The sequence below is a fragment of the Niveispirillum fermenti genome, assembly GCF_052474395.1.
The window spans coordinates 872,232-892,206 of the sequence record NZ_CP156681.1 but is presented as its reverse complement, the minus strand read 5'-3'; the positions used below and the strand labels follow the sequence as shown (position 1 = coordinate 892,206).

The following is a 19,975-nucleotide window of genomic DNA, read 5'->3' as shown; positions in this document are numbered from 1 at the left end:
ACTGTTCGGGTCAATGAAGGGGCCGACCGGAGAACCATGCTTGGCTACGGTGTATGATCTACCTTTCCACGGAGCGGTCTTCCGGACGGATCGCCGGCCGGGGCATGCCCCGGCCGGCGATCACACATCTTACTGACATTTCGAAAACACAAGCCAACGGATGTGGGCGCCGGCGCACGCCCACGGATGTGGGCGCCGGCGATTGAGAGCGGTGATCAGAACCAATAGGCTCTGGTCACCGCAAAATAGTATGAGGTCGGGGGCGCGGGCGCGTTACCGGCGTCCGCCGGCGGCGCGGGCCGGCGCGGCGCCCCAGCCGCGGCGCGTATCCTCGTCGAACAGCTCGGCCAGCTTCTCCATCATGGTGCCACCCAACTGTTCGGCATCGATGATCGTGACGGCCCGGCGGTAATAACGGGTGACGTCATGGCCGATGCCGATGGCGACCAGTTCGACGGGGCTGCGGGTCTCGATCCATTCGATGACGCTGCGCAGATGCTTTTCCAGGTAGGAGCCGCTGTTGACCGACAGCGTGCTGTCATCCACGGGGGCGCCGTCGCTGATCACCATCAGGATGCGGCGCTGTTCGGAACGGCCCAGCAGGCGGTTATGCGCCCACATCAGGGCCTCGCCGTCGATATTCTCCTTCAGGATGCCTTCGCGCAGCATCAGGCCCAGATTGCGGCGCACGCGGCGCCAGGGGGCGTCGGCCCCCTTATAGATGATGTGGCGCAGGTCGTTCAGGCGCCCCGGTGCCGGCGGCTTGCCGGCGGCGATCCAGTTTTCCCGCGATTGCCCGCCCTTCCAGGCGCGCGTCGTGAAGCCCAGGATCTCCACCTTCACGCCACAGCGTTCCAGCGTGCGTGACAGGATGTCGGCGCTCATGGCCGCGATGGAGATGGGCCGCCCACGCATCGATCCGGAATTGTCGATCAGCAACGTGACGACGGTATCACGGAAATCGGTCTCGTTCTCGCGCTTGAACGACAGGGGCATGGTGGGGTTGATGACGACACGGGCCAGCCGCGCCGCATCCAGCATCCCCTCCTCCAGGTCGAACTCCCAGGACCGGGTCTGCTTGGCCAGCAGGCGGCGCTGCAGGCGGTTGGCCAGCTTGGAGATCACGCCCTGCAGGTTCTGCAATTGCTGGTCCAGCATCAGGCGCAGGCGCGTCAGCTCGTCGGCGTCGCACAGGTCGGCGGCGTCCACCACCTCGTCGAAGGCGGTGGTATAGGGCTTGTAGGCCCCGGCGTCGGGCTCGTTTCGGCCGCGTTCGGCCCGCGGCCTGGTGCCGGGGGGACCCGGTTCCTCCGATCCCTCGCCCTCGCCCAACTCGCCTTCGGCCTGCTCCCCCTCCTCCCCGGCGCCCGCCTCCTCCGACCGGCGCTGCTGCTCCTGGTCCTGCATGTCCTGGGACTGATCCTCGCCGGACTGCTGCTGCCCGCCCTGGCCGTCCATCTCCTTGTCGTCGTCGCCGCCGCTGTCGGGGTTGTCCGGTGCGTCGTCCTGCTCCCCGTCCTGGCTGTCGGGCTCGGCCCCCACATCCATATCCATATCGGACAGCAGACGGCGCACGGCCCTTGCATAGGCGTCCTGGTTCTCCATCACGGCGGCCAGCCCGTCCAGCCCGTGGCCCAGCTTCTCCGCCACCTTGCCGCGCCAAAGATCGATGGCGGTCCGCGCGCTTTCCGGCGGCCTTGCGCCGGTCATCGCCTCGCGCGCCAGAAGGCGCAGCACATCGGGAACGGGCACCTGTTCGGGATCGTTGAGCCGGTCGAAGCCCAGGCGGCGATATTTCTCCTCCAGCGCGGCGGCAAGGTTGCCGGCCACGCCGGCCATCTGCGTGGCGCCGATGGCTTCCACCCGGGCCTGTTCCAGCGCATCGAAGGACAGGCGGGCCTGTTCGCTGACAGGCATGCGGTTGGCATGCACGGCCGCATCATGGTGGCGCAGGCGCAGGGCCGCGGCATCGGCGGAACCCCGGACATTGGCCACCTCGCGGGGGTTCAGGTCGCGCGGCGGCAGGGGCACGCGCACACGCGCACCGGCCAGCCCCGGCGGCTCCGACGAGAAACCAACCACCAGATCCTTGCGGTCGGCCATGGCCCGCAGGGTTGCGGTGGTCGCGCGCTTGAAGGTCTCGACGGGGGATTCCTGGGTCATGGGTCCGCTTCGATGCTGGTCTGCTGCCGATGGCGGCCATGCCGCCGGCACAAACAATAACGGATGGGCAGCTTCCCGCCCATCCGTTTCACCCGGTCGCCCCATCAACCCGGTACTGCGCCGATCAGCGGTCAGTTGCCCGACTGGATTCGCTCATTCAAGGCCTCGTTCTGGACGCGCTGCGTGTCCTCACGCTGCTGGCGGACGAATTCGGCCCATTCCGTGCGGGTCTTGCATACTTTCTTGGCACCCACGCGCGTACCCGTCGGGTTGTCGGTGCGGCAGATCAGCTTGCCGTCATCCGGCTTCACCTCTTCTGTCTTGCCCGTCGGCTTGTCCTGCGCCATCACCGGCCCGGACAGCAGCGGAAGGGCGGTCAACATGGCCGCCGCGACCGCCAAAAAGCGCTTCGTCATCCTCGCATTCTCCCAAAGTCCGAAATTTCAGCCCCGTGGGTGACGGTAACGGAAATCGGGGAAGCGGACAATTGGCTGTTTTCCAGGCAATCGCGCGGAAAAAAGGGGGTAGAAGGGGGAAACCGGCCCCAGCCGGCACGGGCCGAACATCGGGGTCCCCCGCGGCCGACCGGTACCCGGGCACCGGCCGGCCCTCCGGCCGGCATCCGGTGCTGCCCCGCGCAGACCCCCTGCGTCAGACCAGCGTGCCCTTGAAGGCGCCCGTCGGCAGTTCCTGGCCGAAACAGCGCTGGTAATATTCGGCCACCGTCGCGCGTTCCACCTCGTCGCACTTGTTGAGGAAGGAGACACGGAAGGCGAACCCGACATCACCGCCGAAAATGGCCGCGTTCTGAGCCCAGGTGATGACGGTGCGCGGGCTCATCACCGTGGAAATGTCGCCGGCGATGAAGCCGCTGCGCGTCATTTCCGCGAGGCGCACCATGGCGGCGACGGTGCCGCGCTGCGCGTCATTGTCGTAATCCGGCACCTTGGCCAGGATGATCCGCACCTCGTCGGCATGCGGCAGATAATTCAGGGTCGCCACGATGTTCCAGCGGTCCATCTGGCCCTGGTTGATCTGCTGGGTGCCGTGATAAAGGCCCGTCGTATCGCCCAGGCCCACGGTGTTGGCCGTGGCGAACAGACGGAAGGCGGGGTGCGGGCGGATGACCTTGTTCTGGTCCAGCAGGGTCAGCTTGCCTTCCACCTCCAGCACGCGCTGGATCACGAACATCACGTCGGGCCGGCCGGCGTCATATTCATCGAACACCACGGCGCAGGGGTGCTGAAGCGCCCAGGGCAGGATGCCCTCGCGGTATTCCGTCACCTGCTTGCCGTCGCGCAGCACGATGGCATCCTTGCCGATCAGGTCGATACGGCTGATGTGGCTGTCCAGGTTGACGCGGATGCAGGGCCAGTTGAGGCGGGCGGCAACCTGTTCGATATGGGTCGACTTGCCCGTGCCGTGATAGCCCTGGATCATGACGCGGCGGTTGTAGGCGAAGCCGGCCAGGATGGCCATCGTCGTCTCGCGGTCGAAGCGATAGGCCTTGTCCCGTTCCGGCACATGCTCGGTGGCGACCGAGAAGGCGGGAACGCGCATGTCGCTGTCGATACCGAAAACCTCGCGCACGGACACCGTGATGTCGGGCAGTTCGGGATGGGTGGCCGTGCTGTTGGATACCATGTCAGAAGCCATTCTTCACGTTTCGATCGGATGCCGGTTCAAGGGGATCGGGGGGGCTATTGCGCGCCGCCGCCATGGGCGGCCTTCAGCGTGTTATAGGCCAGGTTGATGGATTTCAGCTTTTCCTCCGCCTCTTTGGCGCCGCCATTGGCATCGGGGTGATGCAGCTTGGCAAGCTGGCGGTACCGCGCCTTGATGGTGGCGAAATCGGCATCGGGCCCCAGGTCCAGGACGGCCAGCGCCTCTTCCTCCGGGGTGCGCGGCCGGTGGCGCGGGGGACGGCGGGCTTCCCCCTCCTCCCCCGACCATTCGGCGCCGAAGGCGAAGCCGCCATTGAAGACCTTGTCGCGCATGTTGCGTTCGCGCGTGCGCCAGTCGCCCATGGGCCAGGTCGGTCGCTGCCAGGTCGTATCCTGCCGGACATGGCTCTCGATCTCCGTCTGGCTCATGCCGGCGTAATAGTCCCAGGACTTGTTGTATTCGCGCACATGCCCCAGGCAGAACCAGAAATATTCGTTCAGCCGGTTGCGCCCCTTGGGGGCACGGTGCTCGCCCGCCTCCAGACAACCGGGATGATCGCACGTCCGCACCTGCGTGCGTGACGCCTCCCGGAAATCGAAACTGAGGTCGGGCCTGTTCTTATGCATCGGCGAAGTATGGGGGGACGCCCCGCGCCTGACAAGCGAGACCCGACGAAAAGCCGATGCGCAGGAAGCGCTATTGTCAGGCGCGGCGCGTGTCGGCCAGGGCCACGGCCGCCAGGCCGGCGCCGATCAGGCCCAGCCCCGCTAGGTTGGTCAGGGTCAGGGGTTCCCCTAGCCAGAGCGCCGACACGACCAGCCCCACCACGGGCACCCCCAGCATGGCCAGCGAGGTGGTGATGGCCGGCAGGGCCCGGTTGACGGTGACCATGGCCCAGAAACAGAAGGCCGTGGCGATAGGACCGTTATAGACCAGCAGCACCACCAGATGCCCCGACCAGTCGATGCGCGACACATCCTCCAGCGCCAGGGCCACGGCCGTGGCCAGCAGGGCGGCCATGCCCATCTGCCAGGGGGCCAGGGTCAGGGGCGTGCCGATCCAGCGGTGGGCACGCACATGCACGATGTTCACCGCCCAGATCAGGGCCGCCAGCATCAGCAGCCCGTTGCCCAGCAGGACCGGCGGGGCGGCCCAGTCGAAGGCCGACGGGTTGAACAGCACCAGCACCCCGGCCAGCCCCACCAGCAGGCCCAGCGCCTTCAGCCAGCCGACCCTTTCCCCCAGGAAGACCAGGGCCAGCGGCACGACCCACAGCGGCGTGGTATAGGCCAGGATGCCGGCCCGGCCGGCCGGCACATGCTGCACCGCGACCGTGACCAGCAGCGTGAACACCGTCATCTGCATGAAGCCGACCGACAGCAGCAGCGGCAGGTCGCCCCGGTGCGGCACACGCAATTGCCGCGTGGCCGCCGCAAAGGCCAGCAGCGACAGCGCCCCCAGCAGCAGGCGGGAGGCGGCGAAGGTCAGCGGCGGCATATGGCCCACCACCTCCTTCATCACGGGCCAGTTGACGCCCCACAGCAGAATGACCAGCAGCAGCAGGACCAGCGCCGTGGACCGCGGGACCGGGCCCCCGCCCTGCCCGGCATCCCCGTCGGCTGCGGTCTTCGGCAGGCTGGTATCCGGCATGATGTTCCACTACCTCTTCAACCATGACGCCATGAAGGCCCCGCCGCGCGGGGCCGCACCCGAACCAGACGCCGAGGACCAGGATGACGACCTATGCGACCCGCATGCGGGACAAGCTGACACAGGCTCTAACCCCGCACAGCATGACCATCAAGGATGTCTCCCACCAGCATGCCGGCCATGCGGGTGCCGACCATCCGGGCGGGGAGACGCATTTCGATCTGGTGATCGTGTCGGACCGGTTCCAGGGCCTGTCGCGCGTGGCACGCCAGCGCCTGGTCTATGGCGCCGTCGCGGACGAGCTGGCCGAGCGCGTGCATGCCCTGTCCGTCCGGGCCCTGACACCGGCGGAAGCCGGGGCCGGCTGACCAGGGTGCTGCTATCCCTGCCGCGATCCTTGCCGCGACCCCTGCCGCGGTCGGTGCCGCGGTCGGTGCTGTGACCGAGCGTCGCAGGGTATTTTGCAGCGCAACATGACACTCTGATCCCTCAGACGAAGGCGCCCGGTCATCGGGGCCGGCGCCGAAGCGATGAGGGGACGGCCATGGCCCGCAGGTCCGCACCACCCTTGGCTATCCGCGGCGTGGAAGTCGCCGCGGAAATCGCCACCACCGGCCTTGTCATCGGGGAGACCCTGTGGGCGGCGCAGCAGACCATGTGTCTGCGCACCATCCGCCTGGCCGCCGCGGGCTGCGACCCGGCACGGCTGAAGGACCCCGAATTCACCACCATGGTCTGGGAAAAGATGGAAGCGGCGCTGGAGGCCCAGCGCGCGCTGACGGCCGGCATGTGGTCGCTTTGCGACATCTGGCTGGAATGGGCGGCCCAGCAGGCCATGGCCCAGGCCAAGGCCGGCATGTCCCTGGCGGCACCACCCGATCCCGTCCGCTATGGCGGGGCGGCCGGCAATTATGTGGAGACCAGCCTGAACGCCGCGGAGATCGCCTGTGGCCGCATGGCGCTGGAAGCCAGCCGCCTGGGCGGGCGCGGCATCGCCCCCTATCACCGTGCAACCAACCAGAACGCCCGGCGCCTTCTGGCGGGCGCCATGCGGAGGTGAAGGCCCGTCCGGGGCGGGCGCAAGCAGGGTTTCGATAAAAATCAATGCAGGGAGAGGGTATATGGGGCTTCTCACATACGGAAGGACAAAGCCTTTCAGCATGTTTCGTGGCATGATGTCGCGCAGGGACATGCCCGGAAATGAAGAGATGCCCGATACGATCCCGTCCGCCAATCCGCCCGGCACCACCGGCCCGGTCAAGCTGCACCCCGCCTCCGCCCGCCGGGGCGATGGCGTGCGCCATCCCGCCATCCCTGGCCGTGGCACCGTCACCAAGCGCCTGAACGCCCTGGTCGAACAGCATGATTGCAGCATCGACCGGCTGCGCCCGCCCGTGCTGGCCCTGCTGAAATCCGTGCTGGAGGAAGGGCGCGCCGCCATCCGGTCCCGGTTCGAGGCACGCCATCGCGGCGATGATTGCGTCCATCAGACGGCCAGGCTGACCGATGCCATCGTGCAGGCCCTGGCCGATTTCACGCTGGACCATGTCTATCCCACGGCCGAACTGACCAAGGGGGAACGGCTGGCCGTTGTAGCCATCGGCGGCTATGGCCGCGGGGAGATGGCGCCTTATTCCGATGTGGACCTGCTGTTCCTGCTGCCCTACAAGCGCACGCCGCGCGTGGAACAGGTGGTGGAGTACATGCTCTACCTGCTGTGGGACCTGGGCTGGAAGGTCGGGCATGCCGTGCGGTCGGTGGATGAATGCATCCGCCTGTCGCTGGAGGACATGACCATCCGCACCAGCCTGCTGGAAGCGCGGTTCCTGTGGGGGGAAGCGGTGCTGTTCAAGGAACTGCGCCAGCGCTTCGCCAGGGATGTGGTGGCCGCCACGGGAAGCGTCACCGCCTTCATCGAAGCCAAGATGGGGGAACGCAACGACCGCCACCGCAAGATGGGCGACAGCCGCTATGTGCTGGAACCCAACATCAAGGAGGGCAAGGGCGGCCTGCGCGACCTGCAGACCCTGTTCTGGATCGCCAAATACGCCTATCAGGTGGATGAGGTGGAGGGGCTGGTCGCCAAGGGCGTGCTTTTGGCAGAGGAAGCACAGCGCTTCGCCAAGGCGGAGTCCTTCCTGTGGGCCGCCCGCTGCCAGTTGCATTACCTGACGGGCCGGCAGGAAGACCGCCTGACCTTCGACATGCAGGCCGAGATGGCCCGCCGCCTGGGCTATACCGAGCATGCCGGCAGCAATGCCGTGGAACGGTTCATGAAGCATTACTTCATGACCGCCAAGGATGTCGGCGACCTGACCCGCATCTTCTGCGCCAACCTGGAGCAGGAGAACAAGCGCGTGCCGCGCTTCGCCTTCCTGCGCCGCGCCTTCGTGCGCGCCGATTTCGAGGGGTTCACCCTGGATGCCGGCCGCCTGAACGTGAAGTCCGACCGGCATTTCAAGGATCATCCCGTCGACATGATCCGCCTGTTCCATGTGGCGCAGGAAAACGAGCTGGACATCCATCCCAACGCCCTGCGGGCCATCACCCGCGCCCTGTCCAGCATCGGCACGAAGCTGCGGGAGGACAGGGAGGCCAACCGCCTGTTCCTGGAGATCCTGTCGTCGCGCAAGGACCCGGAAGTGGCGCTGCGCCGCATGAACGAGGCCGGCGTGCTGGGCCGGTTCGTGCCGGATTTCGGCCGCATCGTCGGCATGATGCAGTTCGACATGTACCATCATTTCACGGTGGACGAGCATACGCTGTTCGCCGTGGGCATCCTGCACCAGATCGAGCAGGGGAACCTGACGGGCGAGGTGCCGCTGGCGTCGGAGGTGATCCACACCGTCAATTCCCGCCGCGCGCTCTATGTCGCCATGCTGGTGCATGACATCGCCAAGGGCCGCGGCGGCGATCATTCCATCCTGGGCGCCAAGGTGGCGGAGAAACTGTGCCCCCGCCTGGGGATGAGCGAGGAGGAGACGGAGACCGTCGTCTGGCTGGTGCGCTGGCACCTGGCCATGTCGGCCACCGCCTTCAAGCGCGACCTGGATGACGAGGTGACGATCGGCAAGTTCGTCGACCTGGTGCAGAGCCCGGAGCGCCTGAAGCTGCTGTTGTGCCTGACCGTGGCCGATATCCGGGCCGTGGGTCCCGGCCGCTGGAACGGCTGGAAAGCCACGCTGCTGCGCCAGCTTTTCCGCCGGAGCGAGGAACACATGTCCGGCACCGTCGGCACCGAGGGGCGTGACGCCCGCGTGGCGGCGGCACAGGCCAGCCTGCGCACCGCCCTGACCGACTGGTCGGCAGACGATATCGACGCGCATCTGGCCCGTGCCTATCCCGCCTATTGGCTGGGCTTCAACACCCAGACGCTGGCCCACCACGCCCGCCTGATGCGCGAGGCCGAACGGACGCGCGCGCCGCTGACCCTGGATACGCGCATCGATCGTGGCCGGACCATCACGGAGGTGACCGTCTATACGGCCGACCATCCGGGCCTGTTCTCCCGCCTGGCGGGGGCGCTGGCCCTGGCCGGGGCGGATATCGTCAATGCCCGCATCTTCACCATGACCAACGGCATGGCGCTGGACGTGTTCACGGTGCATGCGGCCGGTGGCGGCGCGTTCGACAGCGGGGACAAGCTGGCACGCCTGTCGGTGATGGTGGACAAGGTGCTGGCCGGCGAATTGCGGCTGGCCGATGAGCTGGCCCGGCGCCGGCCGCCACAGACGGCGCGGACCCGCGCCTTCAAGGTGGCGCCGCGCGTGCTTGTGGACAATACCGCCACAGGCAACCACACGGTGATCGAGGTGAACGGCCGCGACCGGCCGGGCCTGCTCTATCTGCTGACCCGGACATTGACCCAGGCCAACCTGCAGATCGCCTCGGCCAAGATCTCCACCTATGGCAATGTCGCCATCGACGTGTTCTATGTGAAGGATGTGTTCGGCCTGAAGATCACGCACGAGCGCAAGCTGGCCGATATCCGCGCCTCCCTGCTGGCCGCCCTGGCCGAGCCGGAAGGGGAACCAGAGCCCGTGAAGCTGGCCAAGCCCCGTAGCAGGAAGGCCGCCTGACCGGCCGGCGGGCCGCGATCAGCCCGGGTCTGGCAGGGCCGCCTCCAGCCGGGGTGCGGCCCAGTCGATGAAGCGGCGCACGCGGGCCGACAGCAGCCGGGAATGCGGATAGACCATCTGGATGGGAATGTCCGGCGGCTCGAACGGCCGTAGCAGCCGGACAAGCCGCCCGTCGGCCAGCGCATCGGCCGCCTGGTAGTGCAGCAGCCGGGCGACGCCCAGGCCCTGCAGGCACATGTCGCAGTTCAGCTGGACCTGATTGGTGGCGACGCGGGCGGAAATGGCCGCCGCCACGCTGTCGTCCCCCACCTGGAAATGCCAGTGCCGGTCCTGCGGCAGAAAGGCGATGCAGTCCAGCGCCTGCAGATCCGACGGGTGTGCAACGGGTCCGGTGCCCTGCAGGAAATCCGGACTGGCGCAAACCACCTGCCGCGTGCGGCCCACCGTCTTCGCCACCATGGAACTGTCGGGCAGATGCCCGATCCGGATGGCCAGGTCCAGCCCTTCCTCCAGCAGGTCGACGACGCGGTCCAGCAGCAAAAGGTCGACGCGCATCGCCGGATGCTGCCGCAGGAAAGCCGCGACCAGCGGGGCGACATGGCGCCGGCCCAGTTCCACCGGCGCCGTCAGGCGCAGCAGACCGCCGGAACCCTGGCGGCGCGCATCGAACCGGTGTTCGACGGCATCGAACTCGGCCAGGATGCGCCGGCTCCATTCCAGGAACTCCGCGCCCTCATCGGTCAGCGCCAGTCGCCGGGTCGTGCGGTTCAAAAGCCGGGTACCCAGATGCGCTTCCAGCGCCGCCAGGGTCCGCACGACAGACGCCACCGATCGGCCTGTCTGCCCGGCCGCCGCACTCAGGCTGCCGGCATCGACGATGCGCACGAAGGTTGCCATGGCATTCAACCGGTCCAAACCATTCCTCCCGTCCGGGGCCGCCGACACCAACGCTGAAACATTTCGACCCTTGGTATTATTGCGCCAGCCGCACAGGTTCTGTCACCCCGCCGGCATTGGTCGCCAGCGCCCGGTCCGCCACATTGGGGACATCCGGAACCAACCGCAGGTCTTTCGATGAACATGCCCCTTTCCGGTCCGCCGGCCCCCGGCGGCAACCCGTCGCGCATCCTGGCCTATGATCATGTCGGCATCCGCGTCACCAACCGGCAGCGCGCCCTGGCTTTCTATGGGGCCCTGGGCTTCGTGCAAAGCGCCAGCTTCACCAGCCACGAAGCCAACGAGATGCTGAGCCCCGACGGGGTCCGCATCAACCTGATCTTCAACGGCGCCCGACGGCCGGAGGGCCGCAACGTCCTGCTGGACGAGCCCGTCAAGCTGCCCGGCATCACCCATCCCGCCTTCGTCACCGATGATCTGGATGCGCTGCAGGTGTGGCTGGGCCGGCAGGGCATTGCCATCACCGAAGGTCCGGTACGGATCGGTCCGCGCCGCGTGGCGCTGTTCATCCGCGACCCCGACGGCAACGTTCTGGAATTCAATCAACTGATCCAGCAGGAGGAAGCCGCGGCATGAGGCTCTACGATCTGGAACTGTCCGGCAATTGCTACAAGGTCCGGCTGTTCGCGGCCCTGGCCGGCATCGATCTGGACATCGTGCCCGTCGATGTCGCGGGCGGCGAGCATAAAAGGCCGCCGCTGCTGGACCTCAACCCCTGGGGACAGGTGCCCGTCCTGGTGGATGGCGACCGGATCCTGCGGGATTCCCAGGCCATCCTGGTCTATCTGGCAGGCACCCATGGCGGGGAGGCCTGGTGGCCGTCGGCACCCTTCCAGCAGGCAGAGGTCATGCAATGGCTGTCCACCGCTGCCAACGAGATTCAGCACGGTCCCTGCGCCGCGCGGCTGGTGGACAGGTTCGGCTATGCCATCGACAAGGCCGACACGCTGGCCAAGGCGGCGCGCATCCTGTCCCTGCTGGATGCCCATCTGGCCACGCATGACTGGCTGGCCGCCCGGCGCCCGACCATCGCGGAATGCGCCCTGTTCCCCTATGTGGCCCTGGCGCCCGAGGGTGGCATCGACCTGGCCCCCTATGCCCATGTCCGGCGCTGGATCGACCGGGTGAAGGCCCTGCCCGGCTATCGGCCCATGCCGGGCACGTGAGCCGGGCAGGGGCGTGGCGCGGACCATCATGTGAAAAGGCCGGCCGTCACAGGGGGGTGACGGCCGGCCTTTCCGACCTTCATCCGCAAAGCGCAACCGGGGTCAATGCCGGGCAGCCCCCGTGACCCACATGCCGACGATATCGGCGGCGGATGGCGCCATCGCCTCCGGATGGTGCCATTGATAGACGGCGACGGCGGCATCCATGCAATGGCTGTCGGGCACGCCGCGTGAGCGCATCTCCCGATAGGCGCGCGTCACGGCCGAGCGGCAGCAATCGCCGCTGCCGGCCGCGGGATGGTCAGCGCACGGGGGACCCAGGAATTCCTTCGGGATGCGGGTCACGGCGGATCAGACCTTGGAACCATGGCTGCCCGGCACATAGGTCCGCTCCACGATGGGACGGTCCTTGCGCACACCGTACAGCTCCAGCCGGTGGCCGATCAGGCGATAGCCCAGCTCGTCGGCGATCTTCTCCTTGATGAGTTCCAGTTCCTCGCTGGAGAATTCGACGACATTGCCCGTCTGCACATCGATCAGGTGATGATGGTGCTCATCGCGCGCCTCCTCGTACCGGGCGCGGCCGTCACCGAAATCCAGCCGCTCGATGACGTTGGCTTCCTCGAACAGCCGCATGGTGCGATAGACGGTGGCGATGGAGATGTGAGGGTCGATCTCCACGGCCCGTCGATACACCTGTTCCACGTCGGGATGATCCTGGCTGTCCGACAGCACACGGCTGATCACGCGCCGCTGTTCGGTCATTTTCAGACCCTTCTGGACACAAAGCTGTTCGAGGCGGGATGGCATGTCCGTCGTCTCCGATCCGGTCTACGGCAAAAATCATTTGCCCACATATGGACGATCCCGCCGGCCAGGGCGAGAGGATTTGCCATTATAATCCCATGCACCGGGATTATACACCGTCGGAATGGGTCATCCGGCCACCCAGCAGGGCCAGAAGGGCGGAAAGCTGGTCTGCCGACAGGTCGGCGATGCGGCGGGCCAGCAGGTTGGCGACCAGCGTATGGTCGGGCGACAGCCCGCCCGTGGCCACCGTCACGCGCGGGTCGCTCAGGGCTGCCAGCCGCTCCATCTCCTCCGCCTCGTCCCAGATCAGGCCGAAATAGGTGCAGATCTGACGCAGCAGCATGGGCGAGGGCAGGCCCTTGTGCCCATGTTCCAGCGCCGAGAGATAGGCGGAGGAGATTTCCAGCTCATCGGCCATCTGCTTCAGACTGACGCCCTTGCGGGCGCGCAGCAGGCGGACACGGTCACCAAAGGGGGTCATCGGCGCACAGGCGGGGAATGTTGAACCGGCTGGCAGCATAGCGGGGAATGCAGCGATCGGAAACGGCCGCAAGCACCGGCGGCGGGATGGGTACGGCCGGCACAACAACCCAGCGCCTTGACCGGACCCCTTCCCGTCCCTTACAAACCCACCCTTTTTGCCGGCAACGGGGATGGGTCATGGCGGCGTGCGGTCTGGATTTCGGCACCTCCAACTCCACCTTGGGCGTCGCGGATGGGCGGGGGCCGCGCATGCTGGCCCTGGAAGGCGGCCAGGCGACGCTGCCCAGCGCCATCTTTTTCGATTTCGAGGCGCACCGGCCCTGTTTCGGCCGGGCCGCCATCGCCGCCTATGTGGCGGGTGGCGACGGACGGCTGATGCGGTCCATCAAGTCGGTGCTGGGCACCAGCCTGATCGATGAGGAAACGTTGCTCGGCCGGCGCCGCGTCGGCTTCCGCGAGGTGATCGGGCTGGTCATCCGCCATATCCGCGAGGAGGGCGAACGCCAGTGCGGGCATGAACTGACCCATGTCGTCCATGGCCGGCCCGTGCATTTCGTGGATGGCGACGATGCCGCCGATGCCCGGGCCGAAGCCGCCCTGGCCGACATCGCGCGGGCCAGCGGCTTTCGCGACGTCAGCTTCCAGTACGAACCGATCGCCGCCGCCCTGGCCTATGAAGCGCAGATCAACGACGAACAGATCGCGCTGATAGCCGATATCGGCGGCGGCACGTCGGATTTCTCCATCGTGCGCATCGGGCCGGAGCGCGCCCGCCAGGCCGACCGGGCCGGCGACATCCTGGCCAATGACGGGTTGCGCATCGGGGGCACGGATTTCGACCGGCTGCTGAGCCTGGAAGCCGTGATGCCGCATCTGGGCTATCGCTCGCCCCTGCTGCGTGAAGGGCTGGTCACGCCCAACCATCTGTATGTCGATCTGGCGACCTGGGCCAAGATCAACTTCCTTTACGGTCCCGCCGTGCAGGCCGATGTGCAGCGGCTGGCCAGGGAGGCACGGCATCCCCACCTGATCCGGCGGCTTCTGACCGTGCTGGAGGAACATCTGGGCCATGCGCTGGCCATGAAGGTGGAGGAAGCCAAGATCGCCCTGTCGGACGCCGACACGCATGCCATCGACCTGTCCGTCGTGGAAGCGGGGCTGAAGGCGCCGGCGACACGCGCCCGCCTGGCCACCGCCGTCAGCGATCCCGTGGAGAGGCTGTCGGCCATGACGGCCGATTGCCTGCGCCAGGCCGGCCTGCAGGCCGATCAGGTGGATGCCGTGTTCCTGACGGGCGGGTCCACCCTGCTGCCCGCCGTGCGCGGCGCCATCACGGGCGCCCTGCCCGGCGCGCGCATCGTGGAAGGTGACAAGTTCGGTGCCGTCGGCCTGGGCCTGACCATCGAGGCGGGGCGGCGTTACCGCTGATACCGCTTCCCGGTGACCGCAACCGCTCGCCGGCCTTCAATCGCCAGCGCCCCCATCCCGTGAGATCGGCCACGCGCCACGGCACGAGTTGACGCACAGGCCGATGCCCCGGCCCCGGCGCCCTACATCGCAGCCCCACCCCTGCCGCCACCCGGCCGGCTGTTCAGCCCATGGGCGGAATAACGGGCCACGGCATCGAAGGCCGCCGACCTGAACTGACGCCGCCAGAGGACATAGGTGACAAGCACCACGGCCGCCATGAAGAGATAGGGATGGACCATCCATCCCAGGCTGGCGAAGGCATAATAATAGCCGCGCAGGCCGCGGTTGAAGCTGGTGATGGCCAGCGTCATCATCTTGGCGGCAGCCTTGGCCGTGATCATCGCCTCTTCCCCCGGTTCCAGGGGGGCGCCGCCGATCAGCGCGATCGTGTAGTTGAACTGCCGCACCGACCAGGTGAAGCTGAAGAAGCTGTAGATGAAGATACCCAGCAGCAACAGCAGCTTGCCTTCGAACACGGCCCGCGTCGTGGGCTGGGTGAAGCCGACATCCATGACGACATTATAGGCATTCTCCGACCCGGCCAGCACGCCCAGCAGGCCGGCCAGCACCAGCACCGTGGTGGAGGCGAAGAAGGAAATGCTGTGGATCAGGTGGCCGATCAGCATGCTGTCCATGACCCGGTTGTCCCGGAACAGCATGTTGGTCATCCAGCGGATGCGGATGCGCAGCATATGCTGGTTCAGGCTGGCGGGTGCCGCCTTCGCCCGGTCGGTCAGCCAGCCATAACCCCACCAGAACAGCCAGAACCAGGCCAGCGCCAGCCCGTCCAGCAGCGTCAGCGAGGTGAAAAGCGAGGGCATGGTGTGATCACCCCAGGCGATAGCGCGGCGCCACCAACCCGTTCAGATAGGATTTCAGTTCCGGCGTCAGCGGCTCGAACTTCAGTGACACGGAACGGGCCCCGCCGTCCAGCGCCATGACTTTGGCCTGGACCGGAACCGGGTCCCCGCCGCCCGGCGCCCCCACCAGAAGCGTGACCAGTTCACCTTCATGGTAGAGGCCGGGATCGGCGTCCAGCGAGATGCCGCCGAAGGACCAGTTGCGCGACCGCGCCGTGCCCTTGCGGCTGCCCACGGCGAGGGCGGGGTGGGTGAAACGGCGCAGGCGGCGGCGCTGCCGGGCATCGCCCTCCCCCGTGCGGGTGGCGCCGGCCAGATCCGCCCCGCGCATGTTCACGCCCGTGACAATGGCACCGGCCAGATCGGCCCGGCGCAGGATGGCACCGGAAAGCACGGCGTTGGTCAGGTCGGCCCCGCGCAGATTGGCGCCGTCCAGGTTGGCGGGCCAGGTTCGCCCGCCGGACATGGGCTGTGCCGTCAGTTGCACGCCGGCCAGATGCGCGTTTGACAGGTTGGCCCGGCGCAGCGTCGCCCCGGCCATGACCGATCCGTCCAGCACTGTGGTGGACAGGTCGCTATAGGAAAGGTCGGCCATTTCCAGCCGGTTGTCGGCCCAGTCGGCCGCCGACAACCTGCAGCGGCGCAGCCGGGCACCCGCCAGGTTGCGGCCATGCAGCATGGCGGGGTCCAGTTCCGCCATGTCCAGGTCCAGCCGCGCGCCCGTCGCACCGCTGCTTTCCACCCATTTCTCATGCGCGTCGACCAGGGCCTGCAGTTCCGCCGCGGGGATACGGCGGCGCGGCGGTTCGGCCAGCATGGTGGCCGCCCCGTCGGGCAGGTGCCGGCCGCGCGCCAGCATGTCGGCATCCACCACGGTGCCAGCCAGTTGCGCGCCCGACAGGTTGGCGCCCGACAGATCGACGCCCAGCATGACGCATTTCGACAGGTCGGCGCCCGACAGATCGGCATCCATCAGGTCGGCCCCCGTCAGGTCACAGCCCGTCAGCTTGGCCGAACACAGGATGGCGCGTTCCAGCCGCGCCTCCGTCAGCACGGCGGCCCCGTCGCAGCGCGTATTGCCACCATTGTCGGTCAGCGTGCCGGACCGGAAATCGGCCCCGCGCAGGATCACGTCGTTCAGGGTGGCCCGGTGCAGGTTCGCCCCGCGCAGATCGGCCCCCATCAGGTTGGCCCCTGTCAGTTCAGCCCCTTCCAGGTCGGCCCCGAACAGGTCGGCGCGGGCCAGGTCCGCCCCTTCCAGGTTGGCGCCGGACAGGCTGGCGCCGGCCAGCTTGGCTTCCGCCAGGCGGGCGCCCTTCAGCGACAGACCGGACAGGTCCTGGAACTGCAATTCCGCACGGCGCCCGCCCTTGCCGTCCAGCCATTGGCGATGAAGCTGGAATTCCTTGCGCAGGAAATCCAGGTCGCGGGCCGGCGGGGCTTGATCTTTCATGGCGGGGCACCCGGTTCGTGGTTTTTTCTTTCTGTTTCCACACCCTACGCTAGAGAAGGGTCGCCCACAATCGGGCCGGCGATGCATCCCGCGAATGGTTGACCCCGGCGGCCAATCGGCCATAATACGACCGTTCGTTCTTTTATGGAGCCTGCCAGCATGAGCCGCCGCAGCCGAACCTATGACTGGGATGTGACGCCCATCGACCCTGCCTTACTGGCGACACTGCCAGGGATCGATATCATCCGCCGCATCGCGCGCGGCGAACTGCCGCCGCCCAGCATGGCGGCCACGCTTGGCATGGACCTGGCGGAGGAGGAGATCGGCGAAGGTGCGGTCGTGTTCCGCGGGCGGCCCGGCGACCATGTGCTGAACCCGCTGGGCACCGTCCATGGCGGCTTCGCAGCCACCTTGCTGGACAGTGCCATGGGCTGCGCAGTGCATACGCTGCTGCCGGCGGCCGTGGGATACGGCACCGTCGAACTGAAGGTGAATTTCCTGCGCCCCCTCCTGCGCGATGCCGGCCTGGTCCGGGTGGAAGGCCGGGTGATCAATGCCGGCCGCACCCTGTACCTGGCCGAAGGCCGGCTGATCGGTGAGGATGATGGCCGGCTTTATGCCCATGGCACGGCCACGTGCATGGTGCATGCCGGCCGTTGACTGGTTACACTATTATTTATTCATCTTATGGTAGTTATCCTTGCAGCGGGCCGGGGGGACCGGCCTGCAGGTTCAGGGCGGCGGCGATGATATCGGGGCTGCCCGTGCCGTGGCCGGCGCGCACATGCCCTTCCTCCGTCGCGGCAAGCCGGTAGTAATTCACAAGGAACACGCGGATGGCCGCCGTCAGCGAGGCGGCGGCCGGCTTTCGTTCCACGATGCAGGTGCAGATATCGTGGACATTATAGCCTTCACGCGCCGCCACATCGGACAGCGCGTCCCACATTTCCGGTTCCATCCGCAGGCTGGTGCGCTTGCCCAGCACAACCACATTGCGGATGACCAGCGTACTGCTGCCGTCGGGCAGGTCTTCGCTGGTGAAGCGCTTGGAACGCGGTGGCAAGGGTGAACCTCCCGATCATTGGTCGTCGATGCCGGGCGTCGCCTGCGCATCAGCAACGCCCGCATAAACCAATATGCCAAGGCATATGACCTGTTCAATCAAAATCCGACCAAAGTCAGGATAAGGCAGGAATATTCCTGCATGCGCGCATCGGCACGCGGCGTTTCGGCGTGACGGGGCAGAGGGGAAAGCCACCCGAAGCGCCGGCCATCCCCGGCCCGCCCGCCATCGCAACCGGTTGCGGATCAGTCGCCCTGGGCTTCCAGCGCTTCCATGTCGGCGTCGCTGAAGCCGAAATGATGTCCGATCTCATGGATCAGCACATGGCGGATCAGATGGTCCAGATCCTCTCCGGTCTCGCACCAGTAATCCAGGATGGGGCGGCGATAGAGGAAGATCAGGTCGGGTTCCAGGCGCGGATGTGTCACGCTCTGCCACGGCATCCCGACCCCGCGATACAGACCCAGCAGATCGAACGGGCTTTCCAGGCCCATTTCGCGCTCTGTCTCCTCGTCGGGAAAATCCTCCACCCGGATCAGCACATTGCGCACATGGGCACGCAGCGCGTCGGGAATGGATTCCGCGGCGCGGGCAGCGATGCCTTCCATTTCGGACAGGGTCGGGGCGGTGGTGAAGCGGCGTAGCGAGGGCATGGGCATTTTCCGCGGGGTCTGCGGCGGTGGCGACGATCCGGCTTGACGCCGGACCCTCACCGGTCCACCAACGGACTAAGCAGGTTCCCCCAGATCGGGCCACACATGGCCCGGCCCGGAGCAGCCCGCTGACTCTATGATTTGCTGATCGTCCGAGCCCGCCCACGTGTGGGCGGCGTTCGGAAAATCTGCTTAGGCGATCCTGATCAGGTGGAACAGATGACACAATCCCAATTGGGCCGTCCAACCAAATTGGACAAGGAGGCCATCGCCGCATCGCTGGCCGGCCTGCCCGGCTGGACACTGCGTGCGGACGGGACGGCCATCGTCAAGGGCTTCCGGTTCAAGGATTTCAACGAGGCGTTCGGTTTCATGACGCGGGTGGCGTTGCTGGCCGACCGGATCGATCACCATCCCGAATGGTTCAATGTCTATAACCGCGTCGATGTGGTGCTGAACACCCATGATGCCGGCGGGGTGACCAGCCTGGATATCCAGATGGCCCTGTTCATGGAACAGGCGGCGGGCTGAGCGCCGGCGGCATCGCCGCCAGGAAAGCCATCAGCACCCTGGCGGCATTGCTGGCAGCCAATGCCATGAAAATGTGCATGCGGTTTTCGTCCGGGTCCGCGCCGGCCAGGTCCGACACGCTGCGGAACGCGATGAAGGGGATGCCGTTCTGTTCGGCCACCAGCGCCACGGCGGCACTTTCCATATCCACCACCTGCGCCCCGATCGTGCCGTTCAGATAGGCCCGCCAGCCTTCATTGTCGACGAAGGCCGGACCCGACACCCCGTCGCCGCCGACCAGCGCCCGCGGGGTGGTATCAAGGCATGTCTTGTTGGCGGCACACCGGTCCAGCTTCACACCCGGCACCACCTTGCCGGCCAGATCCATCAGGGCGGCATCGGCCTCGAACCAGAACTTACGCAGGGGTTCCGTCCGGCCCGGCACGCGGACATAGGCGTTGGAGGGCTGGATCGCCCCATGCGCCGGAAAGGGCAGGCTGGCCCAGGGCACGGGCCGCAGGGTGCCATCCGCGTCCTGCCGCACGAAATGGCTTTCCAGGAACTGGCCCCAGCGGCGCGGAACGGCCACGTCGCCGATATGCAGGCCGGCATCCAGCCCGCCGGCAATGCCGCTGAACAGCAGGGCATCCACCTGGAACCGGTCCAGCAGCATCTGCGTCGTCATGGCGGCATTGACCATGCTGACCCCCGACAGGACCAGCACGACGGGACGGCCGGCCAGCAGGCCCAGCGTGAAATCCACGCCATGCACGCTGACCATCCGCTTGTCCCGCGTGGCGGCCAGCAGCCCGACCAGTTCCGGAGCAAAGGCCGACATGATGGCCGTGCGCGGCACCTCATCCAGCCTTTCGGCCCGCGCGGGTGCCAGGAACAGCAGACAGGCTGCCAGGACGCAAAGCAGGCGTACCATCACCCTCACCCATGGTGCAGTGCAAGATGGCCTATGGTGGAAGGTGCCGGGGGCCGGCGTCA

23 protein-coding genes are annotated in these 19,975 nt (G+C 67.0%); 9 read left to right on the top strand and 14 right to left on the bottom strand.

The genetic code is table 11. The features are described from left to right. Positions 1-273 precede the first annotated feature (273 nt). The 5 genes from cobT to ABC728_RS15590 form a co-directional block, all read right to left on the bottom strand. Positions 274-2,163 carry a cobaltochelatase subunit CobT gene (gene cobT / locus ABC728_RS15610; protein ID WP_416621003.1) on the bottom strand — a complete coding sequence of 630 codons (1,890 nt, stop codon included), beginning with the start codon at positions 2,161-2,163 and terminating at the stop codon, positions 274-276. Between the two features lie 131 nt (positions 2,164-2,294). Next, positions 2,295-2,579, bottom strand: coding sequence for a hypothetical protein (locus ABC728_RS15605; RefSeq protein ID WP_416621002.1), 285 nt, complete (start codon positions 2,577-2,579; stop codon positions 2,295-2,297). Between the two features lie 235 nt (positions 2,580-2,814). Next, positions 2,815-3,819, bottom strand: a complete 1,005-nt coding sequence (cobS, locus tag ABC728_RS15600; RefSeq protein ID WP_416621001.1) for a cobaltochelatase subunit CobS — start codon at positions 3,817-3,819, stop codon at positions 2,815-2,817. 44 nt (positions 3,820-3,863) lie between these two features. Further along, positions 3,864-4,454: a J domain-containing protein gene (locus tag ABC728_RS15595; RefSeq protein WP_416621000.1), complete on the bottom strand. Its 591-nt coding sequence runs from the start codon at positions 4,452-4,454 to the stop codon at positions 3,864-3,866. A gap of 76 nt (positions 4,455-4,530) precedes the next feature. Further along, positions 4,531-5,478 (bottom strand): DMT family transporter, encoded by a 948-nt coding sequence (locus ABC728_RS15590; RefSeq protein ID WP_416620999.1) that lies wholly within the window; start codon positions 5,476-5,478, stop codon positions 4,531-4,533. Between the two features lie 83 nt (positions 5,479-5,561). Between ABC728_RS15590 and ABC728_RS15585 the strand changes: the two genes are divergently transcribed. The 3 genes from ABC728_RS15585 (at position 5,562) to ABC728_RS15575 (ending at position 9,557) form a co-directional block, all read left to right on the top strand. After that, positions 5,562-5,846 carry a BolA family protein gene (locus tag ABC728_RS15585; protein WP_416620998.1) on the top strand — a complete coding sequence of 95 codons (285 nt, stop codon included), beginning with the start codon at positions 5,562-5,564 and terminating at the stop codon, positions 5,844-5,846. Between the two features lie 176 nt (positions 5,847-6,022). Further along, positions 6,023-6,538: a hypothetical protein gene (locus tag ABC728_RS15580; RefSeq protein ID WP_416620997.1), complete on the top strand. Its 516-nt coding sequence runs from the start codon at positions 6,023-6,025 to the stop codon at positions 6,536-6,538. Positions 6,539-6,686: 148 nt separating this feature from the next. Beyond that, on the top strand, positions 6,687-9,557 hold the full coding sequence (locus ABC728_RS15575) for a [protein-PII] uridylyltransferase (protein WP_416620996.1): 2,871 nt from the start codon (positions 6,687-6,689) through the stop codon (positions 9,555-9,557). 18 nt (positions 9,558-9,575) lie between these two features. Here the strand turns inward: ABC728_RS15575 and ABC728_RS15570 are convergent, their stop codons facing one another. After that, the gene (locus ABC728_RS15570; protein ID WP_445376599.1) at positions 9,576-10,472 is read right to left on the bottom strand and encodes a LysR family transcriptional regulator; all 897 of its coding nucleotides are present in this window, start codon (positions 10,470-10,472) and stop codon (positions 9,576-9,578) included. A gap of 159 nt (positions 10,473-10,631) precedes the next feature. Between ABC728_RS15570 and ABC728_RS15565 the strand changes: the two genes are divergently transcribed. Then, entirely contained in the window at positions 10,632-11,090 is a 459-nt protein-coding gene (locus tag ABC728_RS15565) for a VOC family protein (RefSeq protein ID WP_416620994.1), read from the top strand. Then, a complete protein-coding gene (locus tag ABC728_RS15560) occupies positions 11,087-11,680 on the top strand; it encodes a glutathione S-transferase family protein (RefSeq protein WP_416620993.1) in 594 nt (197 codons plus the stop codon). The genes ABC728_RS15565 and ABC728_RS15560 overlap by 4 nt, the downstream gene beginning before the upstream one ends. Before the next feature lie 102 nt (positions 11,681-11,782). Here the strand turns inward: ABC728_RS15560 and ABC728_RS15555 are convergent, their stop codons facing one another. The 3 genes from ABC728_RS15555 to ABC728_RS15545 form a co-directional block, all read right to left on the bottom strand. Beyond that, a complete protein-coding gene (locus tag ABC728_RS15555) occupies positions 11,783-12,025 on the bottom strand; it encodes a hypothetical protein (protein ID WP_416620992.1) in 243 nt (80 codons plus the stop codon). Positions 12,026-12,031: 6 nt separating this feature from the next. Then, a complete protein-coding gene (locus ABC728_RS15550; protein WP_416620991.1) occupies positions 12,032-12,490 on the bottom strand; it encodes a Fur family transcriptional regulator in 459 nt (152 codons plus the stop codon). Positions 12,491-12,596: 106 nt separating this feature from the next. Continuing rightward, complete coding sequence (locus ABC728_RS15545; protein WP_416620990.1) at positions 12,597-12,971, bottom strand: helix-turn-helix domain-containing protein; 375 nt, start codon at positions 12,969-12,971, stop codon at positions 12,597-12,599. A 179-nt stretch (positions 12,972-13,150) separates the two neighbouring features. Here ABC728_RS15545 and ABC728_RS15540 point away from each other — a divergent pair, with 179 nt between their 5' ends. Continuing rightward, complete coding sequence (locus ABC728_RS15540) at positions 13,151-14,401, top strand: Hsp70 family protein (protein ID WP_416620989.1); 1,251 nt, start codon at positions 13,151-13,153, stop codon at positions 14,399-14,401. A gap of 122 nt (positions 14,402-14,523) precedes the next feature. Here the strand turns inward: ABC728_RS15540 and ABC728_RS15535 are convergent, their stop codons facing one another. Beyond that, a complete protein-coding gene (locus ABC728_RS15535) occupies positions 14,524-15,264 on the bottom strand; it encodes a DUF599 domain-containing protein (protein WP_416620988.1) in 741 nt (246 codons plus the stop codon). Positions 15,265-15,271: 7 nt separating this feature from the next. Next, positions 15,272-16,756, bottom strand: coding sequence for a pentapeptide repeat-containing protein (locus ABC728_RS15530; protein WP_416620987.1), 1,485 nt, complete (start codon positions 16,754-16,756; stop codon positions 15,272-15,274). A 159-nt stretch (positions 16,757-16,915) separates the two neighbouring features. Between ABC728_RS15530 and ABC728_RS15525 the strand changes: the two genes are divergently transcribed. Continuing rightward, positions 16,916-17,416, top strand: a complete 501-nt coding sequence (locus ABC728_RS15525) for a PaaI family thioesterase (protein ID WP_416620986.1) — start codon at positions 16,916-16,918, stop codon at positions 17,414-17,416. 34 nt (positions 17,417-17,450) lie between these two features. Here the strand turns inward: ABC728_RS15525 and ABC728_RS15520 are convergent, their stop codons facing one another. Further along, on the bottom strand, positions 17,451-17,819 hold the full coding sequence (locus tag ABC728_RS15520) for a ribbon-helix-helix domain-containing protein (protein ID WP_416620985.1): 369 nt from the start codon (positions 17,817-17,819) through the stop codon (positions 17,451-17,453). A gap of 18 nt (positions 17,820-17,837) precedes the next feature. Here ABC728_RS15520 and ABC728_RS15515 point away from each other — a divergent pair, with 18 nt between their 5' ends. Next, positions 17,838-17,993, top strand: coding sequence for a hypothetical protein (locus ABC728_RS15515; protein WP_416620984.1), 156 nt, complete (start codon positions 17,838-17,840; stop codon positions 17,991-17,993). Between the two features lie 71 nt (positions 17,994-18,064). On the opposite strand, the gene ABC728_RS15510 is transcribed toward ABC728_RS15515, so the two are convergent. After that, positions 18,065-18,472 (bottom strand): metallopeptidase family protein, encoded by a 408-nt coding sequence (locus ABC728_RS15510; RefSeq protein WP_416620983.1) that lies wholly within the window; start codon positions 18,470-18,472, stop codon positions 18,065-18,067. A gap of 219 nt (positions 18,473-18,691) precedes the next feature. Here ABC728_RS15510 and ABC728_RS15505 point away from each other — a divergent pair, with 219 nt between their 5' ends. After that, complete coding sequence (locus ABC728_RS15505; protein ID WP_416620982.1) at positions 18,692-19,003, top strand: 4a-hydroxytetrahydrobiopterin dehydratase; 312 nt, start codon at positions 18,692-18,694, stop codon at positions 19,001-19,003. Here the strand turns inward: ABC728_RS15505 and ABC728_RS15500 are convergent. After that, positions 18,981-19,913, bottom strand: coding sequence for a 5'-methylthioadenosine/S-adenosylhomocysteine nucleosidase (locus ABC728_RS15500; protein WP_416620981.1), 933 nt, complete (start codon positions 19,911-19,913; stop codon positions 18,981-18,983). The genes ABC728_RS15505 and ABC728_RS15500 overlap by 23 nt on opposite strands. Positions 19,914-19,975 lie beyond the last annotated feature (62 nt).

Excerpts from the sequence above, each read along its gene's own strand:
- ABC728_RS15560 (WP_416620993.1), top strand. The coding sequence starts at position 11,087 with ATGAGGCTCTACGATCTGGAACTGTCCGGCAATTGCTACAAGGTCCGG.
- ABC728_RS15550 (WP_416620991.1), bottom strand. The coding sequence starts at position 12,490 with ATGCCATCCCGCCTCGAACAGCTTTGTGTCCAGAAGGGTCTGAAAATG.
- ABC728_RS15575 (WP_416620996.1), top strand. The coding sequence starts at position 6,687 with ATGCCCGATACGATCCCGTCCGCCAATCCGCCCGGCACCACCGGCCCG.
- ABC728_RS15525 (WP_416620986.1), top strand. The coding sequence starts at position 16,916 with ATGAGCCGCCGCAGCCGAACCTATGACTGGGATGTGACGCCCATCGAC.
- ABC728_RS15500 (WP_416620981.1), bottom strand. The coding sequence starts at position 19,913 with ATGGTACGCCTGCTTTGCGTCCTGGCAGCCTGTCTGCTGTTCCTGGCA.
- cobS (WP_416621001.1), bottom strand. The coding sequence starts at position 3,819 with ATGGCTTCTGACATGGTATCCAACAGCACGGCCACCCATCCCGAACTG.
- ABC728_RS15590 (WP_416620999.1), bottom strand. The coding sequence starts at position 5,478 with ATGCCGGATACCAGCCTGCCGAAGACCGCAGCCGACGGGGATGCCGGG.
- ABC728_RS15565 (WP_416620994.1), top strand. The coding sequence starts at position 10,632 with ATGAACATGCCCCTTTCCGGTCCGCCGGCCCCCGGCGGCAACCCGTCG.
- ABC728_RS15595 (WP_416621000.1), bottom strand. The coding sequence starts at position 4,454 with ATGCATAAGAACAGGCCCGACCTCAGTTTCGATTTCCGGGAGGCGTCA.
- cobT (WP_416621003.1), bottom strand. The coding sequence starts at position 2,163 with ATGACCCAGGAATCCCCCGTCGAGACCTTCAAGCGCGCGACCACCGCA.
- ABC728_RS15530 (WP_416620987.1), bottom strand. The coding sequence starts at position 16,756 with ATGAAAGATCAAGCCCCGCCGGCCCGCGACCTGGATTTCCTGCGCAAG.
- ABC728_RS15540 (WP_416620989.1), top strand. The coding sequence starts at position 13,151 with ATGGCGGCGTGCGGTCTGGATTTCGGCACCTCCAACTCCACCTTGGGC.
- ABC728_RS15545 (WP_416620990.1), bottom strand. The coding sequence starts at position 12,971 with ATGACCCCCTTTGGTGACCGTGTCCGCCTGCTGCGCGCCCGCAAGGGC.
- ABC728_RS15605 (WP_416621002.1), bottom strand. The coding sequence starts at position 2,579 with ATGACGAAGCGCTTTTTGGCGGTCGCGGCGGCCATGTTGACCGCCCTT.
- ABC728_RS15510 (WP_416620983.1), bottom strand. The coding sequence starts at position 18,472 with ATGCCCTCGCTACGCCGCTTCACCACCGCCCCGACCCTGTCCGAAATG.
- ABC728_RS15535 (WP_416620988.1), bottom strand. The coding sequence starts at position 15,264 with ATGCCCTCGCTTTTCACCTCGCTGACGCTGCTGGACGGGCTGGCGCTG.
- ABC728_RS15505 (WP_416620982.1), top strand. The coding sequence starts at position 18,692 with ATGACACAATCCCAATTGGGCCGTCCAACCAAATTGGACAAGGAGGCC.
- ABC728_RS15585 (WP_416620998.1), top strand. The coding sequence starts at position 5,562 with ATGACGACCTATGCGACCCGCATGCGGGACAAGCTGACACAGGCTCTA.
- ABC728_RS15580 (WP_416620997.1), top strand. The coding sequence starts at position 6,023 with ATGGCCCGCAGGTCCGCACCACCCTTGGCTATCCGCGGCGTGGAAGTC.